Annotated in this window: 14 protein-coding genes; 6 read left to right on the top strand and 8 right to left on the bottom strand. The window is 71.4% G+C overall.

From position 1 onward, the window contains the following. The first annotated feature begins 32 nt into the window (after window positions 1-32). Both WMF14_RS17650 and WMF14_RS17645 read left to right on the top strand, forming a co-directional pair. Complete coding sequence (locus WMF14_RS17650; RefSeq protein ID WP_437804224.1) at window positions 33-1,535, top strand: sugar ABC transporter ATP-binding protein; 1,503 nt, start codon at window positions 33-35, stop codon at window positions 1,533-1,535. Then, the gene (locus tag WMF14_RS17645; protein ID WP_272098316.1) at window positions 1,532-2,647 is read left to right on the top strand and encodes an ABC transporter permease; all 1,116 of its coding nucleotides are present in this window, start codon (window positions 1,532-1,534) and stop codon (window positions 2,645-2,647) included. The genes WMF14_RS17650 and WMF14_RS17645 overlap by 4 nt, the downstream gene beginning before the upstream one ends. Before the next feature lie 288 nt (window positions 2,648-2,935). Here WMF14_RS17645 and WMF14_RS17640 read toward each other — a convergent pair whose 3' ends face one another. Continuing rightward, complete coding sequence (locus tag WMF14_RS17640; RefSeq protein ID WP_437802361.1) at window positions 2,936-3,937, bottom strand: hypothetical protein; 1,002 nt, start codon at window positions 3,935-3,937, stop codon at window positions 2,936-2,938. A 114-nt stretch (window positions 3,938-4,051) separates the two neighbouring features. Here WMF14_RS17640 and WMF14_RS17635 point away from each other — a divergent pair, with 114 nt between their 5' ends. After that, a complete protein-coding gene (locus tag WMF14_RS17635) occupies window positions 4,052-5,128 on the top strand; it encodes a glycosyltransferase family protein (RefSeq protein WP_272098314.1) in 1,077 nt (358 codons plus the stop codon). A 49-nt stretch (window positions 5,129-5,177) separates the two neighbouring features. On the opposite strand, the gene WMF14_RS17630 is transcribed toward WMF14_RS17635, so the two are convergent. Together WMF14_RS17630 and WMF14_RS17625 are read right to left on the bottom strand one after the other, a co-directional pair. Next, the gene (locus WMF14_RS17630) at window positions 5,178-5,438 is read right to left on the bottom strand and encodes a hypothetical protein (RefSeq protein ID WP_437802359.1); all 261 of its coding nucleotides are present in this window, start codon (window positions 5,436-5,438) and stop codon (window positions 5,178-5,180) included. 107 nt (window positions 5,439-5,545) lie between these two features. After that, on the bottom strand, window positions 5,546-6,337 hold the full coding sequence (locus tag WMF14_RS17625; RefSeq protein ID WP_272098312.1) for a Stp1/IreP family PP2C-type Ser/Thr phosphatase: 792 nt from the start codon (window positions 6,335-6,337) through the stop codon (window positions 5,546-5,548). 58 nt (window positions 6,338-6,395) lie between these two features. Between WMF14_RS17625 and WMF14_RS17620 the strand changes: the two genes are divergently transcribed. Both WMF14_RS17620 and WMF14_RS17615 read left to right on the top strand, forming a co-directional pair. Next, window positions 6,396-7,781: an aldehyde dehydrogenase family protein gene (locus tag WMF14_RS17620; RefSeq protein WP_272098311.1), complete on the top strand. Its 1,386-nt coding sequence runs from the start codon at window positions 6,396-6,398 to the stop codon at window positions 7,779-7,781. A gap of 112 nt (window positions 7,782-7,893) precedes the next feature. After that, window positions 7,894-8,322 (top strand): VOC family protein, encoded by a 429-nt coding sequence (locus WMF14_RS17615; protein WP_437802357.1) that lies wholly within the window; start codon window positions 7,894-7,896, stop codon window positions 8,320-8,322. A 132-nt stretch (window positions 8,323-8,454) separates the two neighbouring features. On the opposite strand, the gene WMF14_RS17610 is transcribed toward WMF14_RS17615, so the two are convergent. The 3 genes from WMF14_RS17610 to WMF14_RS17600 form a co-directional block, all read right to left on the bottom strand. Beyond that, window positions 8,455-11,199, bottom strand: a complete 2,745-nt coding sequence (locus WMF14_RS17610) for a hypothetical protein (protein WP_437802355.1) — start codon at window positions 11,197-11,199, stop codon at window positions 8,455-8,457. Window positions 11,200-11,504: 305 nt separating this feature from the next. Beyond that, window positions 11,505-12,116 (bottom strand): 30S ribosomal protein S4, encoded by a 612-nt coding sequence (gene rpsD / locus WMF14_RS17605; protein ID WP_272098309.1) that lies wholly within the window; start codon window positions 12,114-12,116, stop codon window positions 11,505-11,507. Window positions 12,117-12,283: 167 nt separating this feature from the next. Then, window positions 12,284-13,066, bottom strand: a complete 783-nt coding sequence (locus tag WMF14_RS17600) for a class I SAM-dependent methyltransferase (protein ID WP_437802352.1) — start codon at window positions 13,064-13,066, stop codon at window positions 12,284-12,286. Between the two features lie 525 nt (window positions 13,067-13,591). On the opposite strand from WMF14_RS17600, the gene WMF14_RS17595 reads away from it, so the two are divergent. Next, window positions 13,592-14,134, top strand: coding sequence for a PadR family transcriptional regulator (locus tag WMF14_RS17595; protein WP_272098307.1), 543 nt, complete (start codon window positions 13,592-13,594; stop codon window positions 14,132-14,134). Window positions 14,135-14,152: 18 nt separating this feature from the next. Here the strand turns inward: WMF14_RS17595 and WMF14_RS17590 are convergent, their stop codons facing one another. Together WMF14_RS17590 and WMF14_RS17585 are read right to left on the bottom strand one after the other, a co-directional pair. Then, the gene (locus tag WMF14_RS17590) at window positions 14,153-14,683 is read right to left on the bottom strand and encodes a GNAT family N-acetyltransferase (protein WP_437802350.1); all 531 of its coding nucleotides are present in this window, start codon (window positions 14,681-14,683) and stop codon (window positions 14,153-14,155) included. 118 nt (window positions 14,684-14,801) lie between these two features. Continuing rightward, window positions 14,802-15,935 carry a UTP--glucose-1-phosphate uridylyltransferase gene (locus WMF14_RS17585; protein ID WP_437802348.1) on the bottom strand — a complete coding sequence of 378 codons (1,134 nt, stop codon included), beginning with the start codon at window positions 15,933-15,935 and terminating at the stop codon, window positions 14,802-14,804. Window positions 15,936-16,210: the final 275 nt, after the last annotated feature.

The raw sequence follows: 16,210 nt of genomic DNA, 5'->3' as shown, positions 1-16,210 counted from the left end.
GCGTGACAGCGTCCGCCCCGGATCTGCTCGCGATGCGCGCGATCACCAAGCGGTTTCCCGGCGTGATCGCGCTCCAGGGCGTCTCTCTCTCGCTGAAGCCGGGCGAGGTGCTCGCCCTCATGGGCGAGAACGGCGCCGGCAAGAGCACGCTCATGAAGATCCTGGGGGGCGCCCTGCAGCCCGATGAGGGCGAGATCCGCATCGATGGAAGGAGCGTCGCCATCGAGAGCGTGCGCGCCGCCAAGCGCCTCGGCATCGCGCTCATCCATCAGGAGCTGATGCTGGCACCAAACCTGGACATCGCGGCCAACATCTTCCTCGGCAACGAAGGCGGCGCGACAGGGCTGCTCCTCCGTCCGCTGCCGAAGGGCGACATGCACGCCCGCGCCAGGGAGCTGCTCCTGCGCGTGGGCTTGCCGCTCCCGCCCTCGACCCCGGTGTCCGCGTTGACCGCCGGCCAGATGCAGATGGTCGAGATCGCCAAGGCGCTCGCCCTGAGCGCGCGCATTCTCATCATGGACGAGCCGACTTCGTCGCTCACGAGCGGTGAGTCCGAGCACCTCTTCGGGATCATCCGCAAGCTCCGGGCGGACGGCATCGGCATCGTCTACATCTCGCACCGGATGGAAGAGGTCATGACGCTGGCGGACCGGGTGACGGTCCTGCGCGACGGCCGCTACGTCGGTGACCTCACGCGCGCGGAGGCGACGCGCGAACGGATCGTCGCCATGATGGTGGGCCGCGAGCTCAGCGCGCACTACTTCCCGGAGAGGCGGCCCCGTCGATCGACCGAGCCCGTGCTGATTGTCGAAGGGCTCGTCGTGCCCGGCGCGCCCGCGCAGGTCTCTTTTTCGGCCGGACGCGGGGAGATACTCGGCTTCGCCGGCCTGGTCGGCTCGGGCCGCACGGAGCTCATGCAGACGATCTTCGGGGTGACGAAGGCGCTCGGGGGACGCATGACGCTCGAAGGCAAGGGGTTTGCTCCTCGAAGACCGAGGGATGCCATCGACCGCGGCGTCTACCTGGCGCCGGAGGATCGCAAGCGCCACGGCCTCGTGCTGCCGCTCAGCGTCGCAGAGAACACCTCCCTGCCCAACATCGGCAGCTACGGCCGCTGGGGCTTCTTGAACAGGGAGACGGAGCGCCGGGTCGCCGAATCGGAGGTGGAGCGCTTGAGGACGAAGACGCCCGGCATTCGTCAGCCCGTCGTGAACCTCTCCGGCGGAAACCAGCAGAAGGTGGTGCTCGGGAAATGGCTGGCCATGAACCCGCGCGTGCTCATCCTGGACGAGCCGACGCGGGGCATCGACGTCGGCGCCAAAGCCGAGATCTACCGCCACATGGCCGCCCTCGCGGATGAAGGCATCACGATCTTGATGGTCAGCTCGGACATGGAAGAGATCATCGGAATGAGCGATCGCGTCGCCGTCATGCACGAGCGACGCATCAAGGGCGTGCTGCCGCGGGAACGGCTCAGCCAGGAGCGGATCGCGACCTTGATGACGGGCCACGCGGACAAGGAGGCTCTGTCGTGAGGCGCGAGCTCGGGATGACCATCGCGCTCGTCGTGATGTGTCTGGGCCTCTACATCTCGAACCCGGATTTCCTCGGGCAGTCGAACTCGATCAACACCCTGCGGCAGATCTCGATGCTCGGGATCTTCGCGATGGGCATCGGGTTCGTCATCATCGCCGGCGGCATCGATCTGTCGATCGGGTCCGTGATCGGCCTGACGGGCGTCCTCATCGCCAAGCTCTCGTCGACCCAGATCGGCGGCCTGGGCTACCCGCTATGGATCGGCATTCCGGTGGCGCTCGGCGTGGCGCTGCTGATCGGCCTCGGCCAGGGCTTGTTGATCACGCGGCTCAAGCTGCAGCCGTTCATCGTCACGCTCGGCGGCATGTTGTTCTTACGCGGCGTCTCGCAGACCATCGCCCAGGGGGGCACCCTGAGCCTCGGTGGCTCGCCGCTGCTCGCCCTCGCGAACGGCGGGCTGCTCAAGAGCGGGAGCGACGCGCTCGTCCCGTACCCGCTCCTGATGTTCCTCGCCGTGAGCGCCGTGGCGACCTATGCGCTGCACTTCACGGTGTTCGGCCGTTACGTTTATGCGATCGGCGGCAACCGCGACGCGGCCGAGTACTCCGGCATCAACGTGAGGCGGGTGGAGACGTCTACCTATGTGATCTCGGCGGGCCTCGGCGGCGTGGCCGGCGTCTGTTACGCCTCGTACATCGGGCAGATGTCGCAGCAGGTCGGCATCGCGTACGAGATGTATGCGATCGCCGCGGCCGTGCTCGGCGGCTGCTCGCTTCGCGGGGGTGAAGGCACGGTGCTCGGCATCATCATCGGCTCCGCGGTGATGCGCGTCATCGACAACGGCATCAATATGTTCCAGCTGCCGTACCAGGACGCTGACCGCATTCAACGCATCTGGCGCCTGGACCCGAACTGGACCTTCATCATCATCGGCGCCGTGATCCTCGTCGCCGTGATCCTCGACCAGATCGTGCACATGGTGCAGACGAAGCGGCGCATCCGGCATGCCTCCGCGGGCGCCGCCGAGGCGGCGCCGAGCCTGCAGGCGGCCGCGGCGGTCGGCGCAGCGGAGTCGCCCGCCGCGCGAGCGCCCGATCGCGAGAGCGTCTGAGCTCTTCGGCGATCGGGGGACGAACTGGCAAGTCGCCAGAAGCGCCGCGCCCTTGACCATCAGGGAGGGTTATCGCTTCCTCAGCCCGGCGGTCTGGCCTGAGCAGCGCCGGAGCTCGTGACCCCTGTCGCCCGCCCCGTCTCGGCGCCATGACGGGGCCATGTCCGTGCACACGAAGAAGACGTCTATCGGCCTGTCCAACAACAGCAGGCCGAAGAACAAGAACAAGCGACATCACTGGAAGCGCTACCGCGGCCAGGGCAAGGCACACCACGGGTGAGATCGCCGTCACGGCGAGGTGAGCCGGCGAGCATAGCCCGCCGCCCGACCCACGAGCGCTGCGGCCGCGACCACGCCGCGCGCCCGCAGCGTCTCCCGGGGCGAATGCGCCTCCGGCGGCGCAACGAACGCCTCGAGCCAGGCCTCGGCCGGCGGCCGCGCCAGCACCCCGCCGAGGTCGAACAGCGAGAGATCCGAGACGCCGGCCGCCTCCGCGACGGCCACGTCCTCGCGGAGCTCGGCGACCGAGCTGTAGACCGGCTCGTCGCCGAGCGCGCCTTTGCCCACGGCGCCCAGCGAGGCGCCCGCCCTCGGACCGAACCGCCGGGCCGCGGCGCGGCACCCCCAGGCGAGCAGCGCGATCGCGTCGTCGCGGCCGAGCGCGCCGCGCGAATACCCCGCGATCAACGACGTATACAGCATCGCGCCGACGCGCCCCCACGGCGGCGCGGACACGGGCGTCCCGAGCAGTCGCTCCCAGCCGCGCGCCGGCCCGTCGGTCAGGACGAGCGGCACGATGGCGGCCGAGGTCGCCACCCCGCGCGCGTGCACCGCGCCCGCCAGCTCCACGTACGCGCGCTGCGCATCGCTCCACCGCGGGCTCCCCCGCGCTCCCCGCGGCCCACCGCCGAGCAGATCGAGCGCGCCGCGCCCCCCCGCGAGCGCCCGCCGCACCGCATCGATCGGCGGCTCGAGATCGAACACGATCTCCGCCGCGGTCAGGCGCCGCGCGTCGAGCGCGTCCAGCAGCCGGGCGATGAACGCGCCGAACGCCGCCGCGTTGCAGGCGCTCGCCCAGCGCCCGTCCTCGTCCGCGATCATCGGCCACACAGCGACCGCCACCCCCGCATCCGCGCACGCCGCGACGAGATCCGGCAGCCCCGCCGCGGTGTCCGGCCGCACCGCGATCGAGAGCTCCAGCGCATACCGCCGCAGCAGCGCGAGCGTCCCGGGCGCCCGCACCACCTCGAGCGGCAGCAGCTCGCTCCAGATCCGGCGGCGGGGCGTCACGCCCGCCGCCCGCGCCGCGGCGCCGCCTGCGCTCGGTCGCCGTCCGCGCCGCCCGCGCCGCGGCGGCGCCGTTTCCTTCCGAACGCCCCAAAGCCCCCGCTACACTCGCGCGTCATGAAGATCCTCTATGGCGTCGTCGGCGAAGGGATGGGGCACGCCATGCGCTCGCGCGTCGTGATCGAACACCTGCTCGCGCAGGGACACGAGCTCGAGATCATGGCGTCGGGCAGGGCGACCGACTTCCTGTCCAAGCGCTTCGCGGGGGTGAACCGCATCCACGGGCTCCACATGATCTACGAGGAGAACCGGGTGCGTCGCGGCAAGACGCTCTGGTCCAACGTGCTCTCCGGCGCGACGGGCACGCCGAAGAACATCGCCGCGTACTTCGAGCTCATCAAGGACTTTCGCCCCGAGCTCACGGTCAGCGACTTCGAGTCGTGGACGTACCTCTACGCCAAGCTCCACCGGCTGCCGATCCTCTCGGTCGACAACATGCAGATCATCAACCGGTGCACCCACGACGCGGAGATCCTCGCCGGCCACGAGGCGGGTTTCCAGCTCACGCGCGCGTTCGTGAAGAGCAAGCTGCCGTTCTGCAACCATTACGTCATCGCCACGTTCTTCCGCCCGCCGGTCCGCAAGCAGGAGACGACGCTGGTACCGCCGATCCTCCGCCCCGAGATCATCGCCGCGAACCGCCGCCCCGGGGAGCACCTGCTCGTCTACCAGACCGCCGAGGGGAACGACGCGCTCTCGGCGACGCTCGCGAAGACCGGGCTCGAGTGCCGCATCTACGGGATGCGCCGGAACATCACGGAAGAGCAGGTCGAGGGCAACCTGCGCTACCGCCCCTTCAGCGAGGAGGGCTTCATCGACGACCTCGCGTCGTGCCGCGCCGTCATCGCCGGCGGCGGGTTCACGTTGATGGGGGAGGCGGTCTACCTGCGCAAGCCGATGCTCGCCGTCCCTCTCGGCCGCCAGTTCGAGCAGGTGCTCAACGCCCGCTACCTCGAGCGCGAGGGGTTCGGCCGCGGCGCCGATTCGCTGGACGACCCGGCTGTCATCGCGGATTTCGTGAAGGCCATCCCGGCCTGTGAAGAGAAGCTCGCGGGCTACTCCCAGGACGGCAACCGGCAGCTGTTCGAGGTGATGGACGGCCTGCTCGATCGCGCGCACGCCGGCGTGCTCTGAGCGCGGCGCGCTGGCCGCCGCGCTCGCGGCGTGGACACCGCGCCCTCCCCTACTTCGGCCTGCAGCCCTTGAGGTCCGAGCCGGAGATGCCGTTGCACTCCTGGTCCGCGGGGCAGTCGGTCTGCTCGACGCACGTCTTCAGACACTCGAGCGCCGCGCTGTCGTCGGGCTTGCCGCAGACCGACCCGCTCTCACACTCGCCGTCCGCGCCCTCTTTCTCGCACGCCTCGCCGAGCGCGGCCTCGCCGCCACAGCCCCACGCGAGCAGCGCGCCGACGAAGAGCCCCACCCCGATCCACCTGGTTCGCATGCATGACCTCCCTTGTCTTCAGCCCACGTGCACGCGGCGGGGGCGCGGCGGCGCCGCTCACGCGAGGACGCGGCGCGCTCCCGCCCCCCTCCGCACGCCTCTGGATGCTACCGCGCGCTGCGGCTCTTGACGCCCTGGCGCTGGCTCCAGGACGCCGATGCCGTCTCCTCGATCCGGATGAGCACGGCGGTGATGTTGTCGCGGCCACCGTTCTCGTTGGCGCAGTCGATGAGCTTGCCGCACGCGTCGGCGAGCACGGCGTTGTCCTCGACGATGCGCGCGATCTCGCGATCGTCCACGAGCCCGTGGAGGCCGTCGGAGCAGAGGAGGAACACGTCGCCGGCCTCGACGCGCTCCGCGCGCAGGTCGATGTCGACGCTGGGGGCGATGCCGAGCGCGCGCGTGATCACGTTGCGGGGCAGGTAGGCGAGGTCGCGCTCCGTGAGGTCGGGCCGCTCGAGGAGCGCGTCCGCGATGAGCGAGTGGTCGCGGGTCAGCTGCGAGATATCGCCGTTGCGGAGGAGGTAGCAGCGGCTGTCGCCGGCGTGGGCGACGTAGAACTTGCGCTCCCGCGGCGAGAACGCCGCGGCGACGACCGTGGTCCCCATCCCGCGGTAGAACCGCGAGTCGTCGGCGTGCGCGTAGATGCGCGCGTTCGCGTACGTCACGGCGGCGCGCAGCCTGTCGCCGGTCGACGCCTTGCGCCGCTTGCCGTTCGCGTCGCGGAAGTAGCCGGCGATGGCGCTCGCGGCGATCCGGCTCGCGACCTCGCCGGCCTCGTGCCCGCCCATGCCATCCGCGACGACGTAGACGTTGAACTCGGGGAGGAGGATGTATCGGTCCTCGTTGTGGACCCGCTCCCTGCCGACGTCGGATAGACCTGCCGCGGTGGCGCGCATTCGCCCCGAGTCTAGACGACGCTTGGCCCCGCAGGGAACTGGGTTAATCTCCCCCGCCATGTCCGACCTTGTGATCGACAACCCGTATACCCTCGAGGAAGCCGTCCGCCGGCCTCTTGCAGACGAGGCCGCCGTCGACCGCCTCCTCGACACGGCGACCGCCGCCGCGCGGCGCTTCTCGCACACATCCATCGCCGAGCGCGCCGCCCTGTGCCAGCGCGCGGTCGAGCACATCGAGGCCAGCGCCCCGTCGATCGCCGCCGACATCACCCGCATGACGGGCAAGCCGCTGCGCCAATCCCGCAATGAAGTCGCGGGGATGGCCAAGCGAGCCCGGCATATGATCTCGATCGCCGAGGGCGCGCTCGCCGATGTGATCCTGCCGGAGCTCCCCGGGCTCGAGCGGCGGATCGTGCGCGCTCCGCTCGGTGTGGTCTTCAATCTGCCCGCCTGGAATTATCCGCTCCTCACCGCCGTGAACGTGGTCATCCCCGCGGTGCTCTCGGGCAATGTGGTGCTGCTCAAGCACTCGCCGCGCTCTCCGCTCTGCGGAGAGCACTTCGCGACGGCGTTCGCGGAGGCCGGCGCGCCGCCCGGCCTCGTCCAGGCCTTCCACTGCGACCACCCCACGTCCGAGCGCATCGCATCGGACCCGCGGGTCAACTTCGTCGGTTTCACCGGTTCCGTCGAAGGCGGACGCAGGATCTATGCGGCCACATCGAAGAAAGTGGCCGTCGACGCCGGCCTGGAGCTCGGCGGGAAGGACGGCGCCTACGTCGCGGCCGACGCGGATCTCGAGAAGGCGGTGGACGGGATCGTCGACGGCGCCTGCTACAACGCGGGACAGAGCTGCTGCGCTGTCGAGCGCGCGTATGTTCACCGCGATCTGTATCCGAAGTTCGTGGAGGCCGCGCTGGAGCTGATGAAGCGCTATGTCCTCGGCGATCCGACCGACGAGCGGACGAACCTGGGTCCGATGGCGCAGCCCCATGCGCCGGCGTTCCTGGAGGCGCAGGTGAAGCAGGCGCTCTCCCGGGGGGCGAAGGCGCTCTGCGGCGGTCGGGCGACCCAGGTCGAGGGCCGCGGGCGCTTCTTCGAGCCGACGCTCCTCGTGGACACGGCGCCCGATCTCGACGTGATGCGCATCGAGTCGTTCGGGCCGGTGCTGCCCATCGTGCCGGTCTCATCCGACGAGGAGGCGCTCGCGCTGATGAACGACAGCGATCTCGGGCTCACCGCGTCGGTCTGGACGCGCGACCGCGAGCGAGCCGCGCGGCTCGCGCGCGAGCTCGACGTCGGCACGGTCTACATGAACCAGTGTGACACCCTGGATCCGGCGCTCCCGTGGACGGGCGCGAAGAACAGCGGCAAGGGCGCGACGCTCTCGACGCTCGGGTTCCTGCACCTGACGCGGCCGAAATCGATCAACTTCAAGATCGGCTGAAGGCCCGGGCGCGCGGCGCGCGGCGTAAACAACCGCGCCGCGCGTGGCCCGCGAGCCGATGAGCTCGAATGAGTCCGCTTGCGCCGGGGGCGATGTGCGGTATCCCGGAGTGATGGAAATACGAGAGATTTATCGCGGGCGCCTCATCGATCATGTTCAGCTCGTCGTGGCCGACCTCGCGGCGAGCAAGAAGTTCTATCGGGCCGTCTTCGAGACGATCGGGATCCCGATCGGAGACGAGGCCGACGATTACTTCTGGGCCGACGAGCTCTTCATCTCCAGCGTGGACTCGCCGTCCGCGGCCGGTGTGCCCACGGGCCGAGCGCACCTAGCCTTCCAGGCGAGCGACCGCGCGACGGTCGATCGGTTCCACGCCGCCGCGGTCGCCGCGGGCGGCAAGGACAACGGCGCTCCGGGCAAGCGCCCGTACCATCCTGGCTACTACGCGGCGTTCGTGCTCGACCCGGATGGCAACAACATCGAGGTCGTCCACCACGGCCAGGCGAACAAGTCGGCCGACGCGATAAAGATCACGTTCTGATCGCGAAGATGCCGCGAGATCGTTGAAGGGCCGACACAGAATCGATTGAACTCGATACGGGCGCCGGCGCACCGCCGCGGCTCCTGCCGCGCTCCTTTCGCTGCTGCCCTCTCGGCGCCTCCTCGCCTCTCCTCAGGCCGACTGCTCCGCTGGCTCGCCGTCGATGCAGATCCGCTTCCTGACGACGGGCCTCGGCGCGACGTCGTTGAGGACCACCCCGAGGATGCGGCGATCGCCGAGCTGCTCGGCGGCCCTCGTCAGCGACGACGCCTGGGTCAGCGAGGCGCGCGCGACGAGGACGATGCCGTCAGCGGCGTCCTCGATGACGTTGGCGTCGCCCGAGCCGAGGACCGGAGGGCCGTCGATGACGACGTAGTCGTGATAGCGCCGCAGCGTGCGCATCGCGGCCTCGAAGTGGACCGAGTGGAGCGCCGCGGGGTAGCTCGCCTCGAGCGATGGCTCCGCGAGCACCGAGAGCGACTGGCTGACGGCGATGACGCCGAGCGGGCGGATCTCGCCCGCCATCCGCCGCCGGAGCTGCTCCGAGAAGCTCGCGTGCGCGGGCAGCCGCAGGCCGAGCGTCGCCGCGACGCGGGGGCACGCCAGGTGGCCGTCGACGAGCAGCACCCGCGCGCGCTCGGCCTCGGCGAGCGTCATTGCGAGGCGGACCGCGAGCGCGGTCTTGCCCTCGGCCCGGCCGGGGCTCACCACCGCGACCGCCAGCGGCTCGCCAGCCCGCCGCTGATCGAGCCGGTGCCGGAGGACCCGGAGCGCCGCGAGCGCGGGCGCGGGCGCTCCCCGGAGCAGCTCGAACACCCCGTGCCCCTCGGGATCGAGGTCCGCGCCGATCATCACCACCTCGGGCCCGTCGAGGGCGGGGCTGCCGACGCGCGCGAACGAACGCACGCCCACGCAGGCGAGCGGCGCCTCGGGCGCGCTCCAGGACGACCGGTCGACCACCTCGCAGTCGCCGAGATCGAGGCCATCCCGGAGCGTGTCCTCCGGGTCCGGGACGGCGCCGGCCGGAGCGGCCTCTTCCGGCGCGCCGGGCGGCTCCGCGCCGTGCCCGTACCCGCCGGGCGGCTCTGCGCCGGGCCCAGCCGCGCTGGACGGCTCTGCGCCGTGCCTGGCCTCCCCCGGCGGCTCCGCGCCGGGCCCAGCCGCGCAGGGTGGCTCCGGGCCGCACCCGGGCCCGCCGGACGGCTCCGCGCCGTACCCGGGCCCGCCGAGCGGCTCTGCGCAGTACGCCGGCACGATCGTGCGCTCGCGGAGCGGCGGGCGCGCCGGGAGCTCCGGCATCGCGGCCAGCAGGGCCGGGCCGCCGAGCGCGTGGATGTCGCCGCCGTCGTAGAGCGTGTCGTTGAGCAGCACCCGGGCCCCGGCGACGCCCAGCGCGAAGAAGAACGTCACCGCGGCGCCCGCGAAGAAGACGCGGCCCCGCCCACGGTCGGGGCGGCTCGGCAGGTAGGCCTGATCGAGGACGTCGAGCTCGGTCTCGCTCTTGTTCTCGGCGGCGTCCGCGGACAGGTCCGCGGCCCGCTCGTTGGCCTGAACGGTCTTCAGGTACTCGCGCGCCCGCTCGAGATCGAGGCGGAGCCGGTGCCACTCGGTCTCGAGCTCGATCACGCGCTCCTCGGCGGCTCCGTCGGCCGCCCACGGCGGGGCGCGCGGCGCCTCGCCCCTGGCCGCGCTCTCCGCCGGCGCGCGCGGCGCCTCGCCCCCTGACGACGCCCTGCCGCCTGCGGCGCGCACGCGCAGGCCCGCGATCTGCCGGAGGAGCGCGGTCCGCTCCGCCGCGAGCGCCGCGCGCCGCGCCGGCGTGAGCGCGCGCTCCTCGCCGGCCGGCGCCTCGGTGACGCCCGCGCGCACGAGCCCGAGCGCGCTCTCGGCCGCGGCGAGCTGGCTCTTCGCCGCCTCGACGCGGCGCTTCGCGGCGACGGCGTCCGGGTGGATCGGGGTCACGGTCGTGAGCTTCTCGGCGAGCGCCGCCTCGGCCGACGCGACCGCGGCGACAGCGGCGGTGCGGGCCCGCTGCGCCTCGACGACGCTCTGGGGCAGCGGCTGCCCTGGCGTCACCGCTGGCGACCGCGCGGCCCCGAGCAGCGCCTCGACGCGGGCGAGCTGGCGCTCGAGCGCCGCGAGCTGCGGATCGGCCGGGCGGGCTGGCTGCGCTGGCAGGGCGCGGGCGGCGGCGGTCGCCGGGGCGCCGGGCGAGCCGAGCGGCTGGGGCGTCGGCGCGTACGGAGAGTCGTTGAGCCCCCACTGGAACTGCGGATTCCTGGCGAGGAACGTCGCCAGCGCGCGGCTCGCCGCGTCGACCTTGGAGCTGGCCTCGGCGAGCTCCTTCCGCAGGAAGTCGCGGGTCATCGTCGCCGTGCCGAGGCTGTCGCGGCGGTAGTCGTCGAGCAGGATCTGCGTGAGGCGGGCGGCGACCTGCTGCGCAACGTGCGGATCGTCGTGGGTGAACGAGACGACGTACGTATCGCTGCTCTGCGCGCGGAAGCCGACGTGGGTCTTCATCTCCTCGACGGCCTCGACCATCGAGCGGGCGGTCTTCTCCGGGTAGAGCCCGAACGCCTCGACGACGCCGGCGAGCGTCCCGCGCGCCGTGAGCGCGTCCTTCAGCTTCGACCCGAGGCGCGCCGCGCGCGCGGTGCCGCTCTGGGGATCGCGGCCGGTCTGGATGGTGTCGCGGTAGAGGATCGTGGCCTCGCTCCGCCACACCCGCTTCGTGGCGAGCGCCAGGGCCAAGGAGATCGCGAGTCCGACGGCCATCATCGCGGCCGCTCCGCGCCAGTACATCCGGACCCGGCCGAGGACGCTTATCGCGCGATCCAGGCGCTCCCGGGGTGTGCTCTCCGTGCTCAGGCTGGCCATGGTGTTCCTCGCCCGTGTGGGCAGCGCGTCCGGCGCCGCGCGGCGCGGAGGGCGCGCGCGGGGGCGCTCCGCACCCGCACGGCAAGGCGCGTGCTCGCGGGCGCGTCACCCCGGGACGCACACCGCTCGGCGCCACCACGCGCGCTGACCGCGTGAGAGGGGGCCGACGCCGACGAACGCCATGGACATTCCGCGTCCGGCGAGCGCGGCTCGCTGCGTGGACGCTCCCGGAAAGGCGGGCGCTCGTCGCCGCGGCCCCGCTTCGGGGGAGGCCGGCTCGCCAGCGCGGCGAGCCCTCCTCCTCGTCACAGCCGCTGCGAGTAGTACTCGATGATGAGCTGAACGGCGATGGGGAACGGGATGCTCGTCTCGTCCGGCAGCGCGGCCACGCGGGCCTGCCGGGCGTCCTTGTCGACAGCGAGCCACGTGGGGGCTTCCATGTCCGTCTTCGCGAGGCCCTCCACGACGGTCCGGTGGTCACGGCGCTTCTCGCTCACGCTCACCGTCTCTCCGGCGCTGACGCGGTAGGACGGGATATCGACGCGCTTTCCGTCGACGAGCACGTGCCCGTGCGCCACCAGCTGTCGCGCGGCCGGGATGGTGCGCGCGAAGCCCGCGCGGAAGATGACGTTGTCGAGCCGCCGCTCGAGCAGCTCGATGAGCTTCGTCCCGGCGGCCAGGTCGCTCCTGCGCGCCTCGAGCATGAGCGTCTTCAGCTGCGTGTTGGTGAGGCCGTAGTTGAGCCTGACCTTCTGCTTCTCGCGGAGCCGCAGGGCGTACTCGCTGAGCTTCTTGCGGGCCTGTCCGTGCTGCCCGGGGGGGTAAGGCCTCCGCTCCGTCTTCCTGGCCGACAGCCCGGGGAGCTCGACCCCGAGCGCGCGCATGACCTTGACGCGAGGTCCGGTGTAACGGCTCATGCCCGGGCCCTCCCCAGGGACGCGCGCGCGTCGCGATGGTGGAGCGCGGCGCCGCAGGGCGCCGTTGCGTCAACGTAGTCCTGGATGTTCATCGAGCTTCTCTGTCCTTGTGCATGGGTCTTGCTGTTGCTTGTCATGGCGGTGTACCCGAGGGTGCTATCGAGGGCTCACACGCGCCGGAGGTGGCGGAGGATCGGGAACTGCGCTTTACGGAAGAAGCGCGCGAGTCCATTCGTGGTCCGGATGCGGGCGCCGAGCGGCTCGGGATAGTCGCTGTCGCTCAGGACGCGCAGCCATGGAAACGTCTCGACGACCCCTCCCTCTCGGTGGAGCTCGACGTGACGCGCGCCCCTCGCCGCGGTGGGACGGAGCTGGAGGCTCGGGCTCGCGTCGAGCAGGAGCTCCACGTCCTTGGCGAGGCGCAGGGAGACCTGGGTCAAGAAGGCGCCGATCCGCTCGGGACCGAGGTGGGAGAAGAGGCCGAGGCCGAGGATCAACGTGGGCCAGTCCTGCGCGTCGGCGAGCTGATCGATCCAGTGATCGCAGCCTGGGGACGCGGTGGCCAGCGCATACCGCGGCGTCTGCGGGGCGCGCCGGGACTTCCACGCGACCACGCGGGGAACGTCGATGTCGATCCAGTGGAGCTGCCCGTTGTCGACGCGCGAGAATCGGGTGCACGGCCCGGAGAAGAGCCCGATGGCCAACCCGTCCGGGTGACGGCGGAAGAAGTCGTCCACGACATCGTCGACCAGCCGCGTGCGGGTCGCGAGGGGGCGGAGCTCCTGTTCCGTGAAGCCAGCGCGCTCGACCTCGAGCAAGCGGGCGAGCTGGCGCGCTTCCTCGTCGTGGAGCCCGAGGTCGGGAAACGCGTCGGAGGCGTACGCGCACGCGGCGACACCCGCGAGCTCGCGTCGAGCAAACGAAGGGGCAGCGTCGATACTGAAAATCATTTTCACTTTCGTTACAGGGACGTGCGTCCTGTGTCAAGCAGCGAACGGCCGCGATCTCACCCAGGTTGAGCTGGCGACCCCACCCAGGTTGAGCTGCGGCGACCCCACCCAGGTTGAGCTGCGGCGGCCCCACCTAGGTTGAGCTGCGGCGGCCCCACCCAGGTTGAGCTGCGGCGCCGACCCCACCCAGGTTGCCCGCGGCGCGTCTCTCCATCGTTGTGTCCTGCGGCCCTGCCCTGCCCGGCCGCGGAGCCTGCGGTCGTCCGCCCCGCCCCTTGACGGGCATCGGTCGAGAGCTATCTTTTAGATATATCTTTTAGAATATCGACCCGGCAGCCGCATGGCCGCCGGGCCGCGGAGCCGGGGTGGTCTGCGCACGAGCGCGCGGCAGCTGAGTGCTCGCCGCCGTGGCGGTCCGCCGCCGAGCCAGAGAGGGATTTTGTCTATGTTCTGGGGATACGAACACCATCACTGCGCAGGCCCGCGAGGGCCGAGGGGGGTCCGTTCGGGAGGGGTCGGCACGGCATGGGCGGCGGCCCGCCGGGCTGGTGGGGCGACTGGTTTGGAGGGCCGCCGCTCCGCGCCGATCGCGGCGGCGTGCGCTACCTCGTCCTCGACGTGCTCGCCGAGCGAGCTCGCCATGGCTACGAGGTCATCCAGGCGATCGAGCAGCGCAGCGGCGACACCTACCGTCCGAGCCCCGGCGTCATCTATCCGACGCTGCAGATGCTCGAGGAGCTCGGCCACGCGCGCGTCATCGAGGCCGAGGGGCGCAAGATCTACGAGATCACCGACGCGGGCCGCGAGGACCTCAAGGCGAACCGCGAGTACGTCGACGAGTTCTACGAGCGCTTCGTCGAGACCTCGTGGGAGCGATTCGCCGAGGATTTCGGCGACGTCATGAAGCGCATCGGCTCGCTCATGAAGATGCTGCGCCACGCGATGCGCCGGGGGCGCATCACGCCGTCCGTGCTCGCGCGCACCGTGAAGGTGCTCGACAAGGCGGCGGCCGAGATCGAGGAGCTGCTCGGCGAAGATCCGGAGGGGCGCGCCGGCCGGCGCCCGTGATCCGCGCCGCCCGTGGAATCAGGGCCCGACGCGCTCAGGCACGCTCTCGAAGCAGAACACCCGCCAGGCGTTCGGCTGGCCGGGACGCACGAGCTCCGTCACGGCGCCGCTCGTGAACTCCGCGACGACGCCGCGCCAGAACGCCAGAGCGCCCCGGTTCCCCTCGGCGACGCGCACGGTCCACTTCCCGGGAAGACCGTTCCACAGGAGGCACGCCGCCTGGCGGCCCACGCCGGAGCGGCGATAGCGGCGAAGGACGAAGAACTCCGCCACATCGAGGGTGTCCGGGTCCTCCACCGCCGGCGAACCGCGCGTCGCCAGGACGAACCCGGCGACGCGCCCGCCGCATCGAATGAGGAACGCGAACCGCCGCTCCCGCTCCGACCAGTAGAGAGGGAGCTTGGGATAGCCGAAGCGCCCGTCCTGCCCCAGCTCGATACCGGGGAACACATCGCTGAGATCGTGGATGTACAGCTCGAGAAGATTGGACAGGATCACGGCGTCCGCTGGCGTCGCCGCGTCCAGAGAGACAGTCTGCGCATCTGCCATATCCAATCCTCCCATCCGCCAGCGCGCACTCGGGCGCTTCTCCGCGGCGCGCGCGTCGTTATCACGATGACCGGCCCCCTCGGTCGTCGACCGCGCGCCGCGGCCTGTGCCCCTCGGCTCAGCCGAGGAAGCCGCGCGCGCGGGCGATCGCCTCGATCGCCGGCCGCCGCCGCTCCAGCTCCTCGACGTCCTTGACGGGGAGGAACCGCGCCGCGAGGCCCTCGCGCGGCACGCGAACGAACCGGGCCGGCAGGCCGAAGGTGACCTCGTTCAGGATGCGCTCGAACTGGATCGCCTTGCGGTCGTCCACCTTCTTCTCGACCTCCACGTAGATCCAGTCCAGCGCGAGGGCGTCGAGCGCCTCGGCGCTCGCCAGGAAGGTGTTGGTGTTGAAGACGGGCACGACCTTCGGGTCGAAATCGACCGGCAGCCGGAAGTCCTCTGCCATCACCGGTCGTCCGTTCCACCGCAGCGGCCCGCCGCCCTTGTCGCCGCCCTTGTCGACCACCTCGACGGACAGGGGCCCGCCGTGGCCGAGGTGCCAGCCCAGGAGGACCGGATCGACGGTCGCGCCGAGGTTGTCGAGGTTGGCGATCCAGACGATCTTCCCGCCGCGGGCGATGAAACGGCCGAGGAGGCCGCTCTCGCGGAGGGCGTCCGGGAGGTCGCCGTGGCCGGTGGCGTAGACGCTCGGCTCGCCCGCCTCGTCCAGGAACAGCCCGCCTTCCGGGGTCAGGCGCAGCGACACGTGCTGCTCGAACGTGGCGCAGAGATCGCCCGGCTCGTCGAGGCGCGGGCCGAGCGCCTCGCGGATCGGTCCGTTCGTCGCCTCGCTGGTCATCAGCCACAGCGGGACCGGGACCCCCGTCGTGCGCCGGAGGTGATCGCTCTCGGCGAGGCGCAGATCGAGGAAGGTCCGACCAGGCAGCACCTCGACGAGCGCCTTGACCACGCCGCCCATCCGGGTGGCCATCCCGCCGGCGAGGACGCAGAGGGCGACCTCGCCCCGGCGCAGCGCGGCCAGGCCCGCCTCGCGGCAGCGGGCGTGCTCGGGCGTGCCCTCGGCGGGCAGGTCGGCGATATCGCCGGGCACGGGCGGCTCGACCGTGCCCTGGAGGCGGTTGCGGGCGTCCCGGTCCTTGCCGATGGACGCGGCCCACCGGGCGACGCGATCGGGGTCGAACCCGCGAGCCCGGAGGCGAGCGAGGAGGGGGCCAGGGAGCGCGGCGATCTGCTGGGCGAGGGAAGACACGGTGTCCTCAAAAGACCACGAGGCGATGCGCGTGGCAACGGCATCGTGCAACCGGTCACGCCATTCAGAATGGGCGCGCCTCCTGCTGGAGAGGCATCTCGCGCCTGCGCACACACCCGAGATCCGGATGGCGCTGAATGCGTCGTACGTGGCTCCCTGATGCCGCGTCGCTCGCCTGAAGGTCGCCAGTTCCATTCCGAGAATGGACCATCTCCGGGAAATCACGGTGACCGGGAGCCCCGGTCCGGCTTCCGTCAGCGGCCGGTCAACCCAGG

Origin of the sequence: Sorangium sp. So ce693, from assembly GCF_051521375.1 — a bacterium.
Lineage (GTDB): Bacteria > Myxococcota_A > Polyangia > Polyangiales > Polyangiaceae > Sorangium > Sorangium atrum.
Note: the sequence above shows the minus strand (reverse complement) of the source record. Positions and strands in the feature narration are given on the sequence as shown.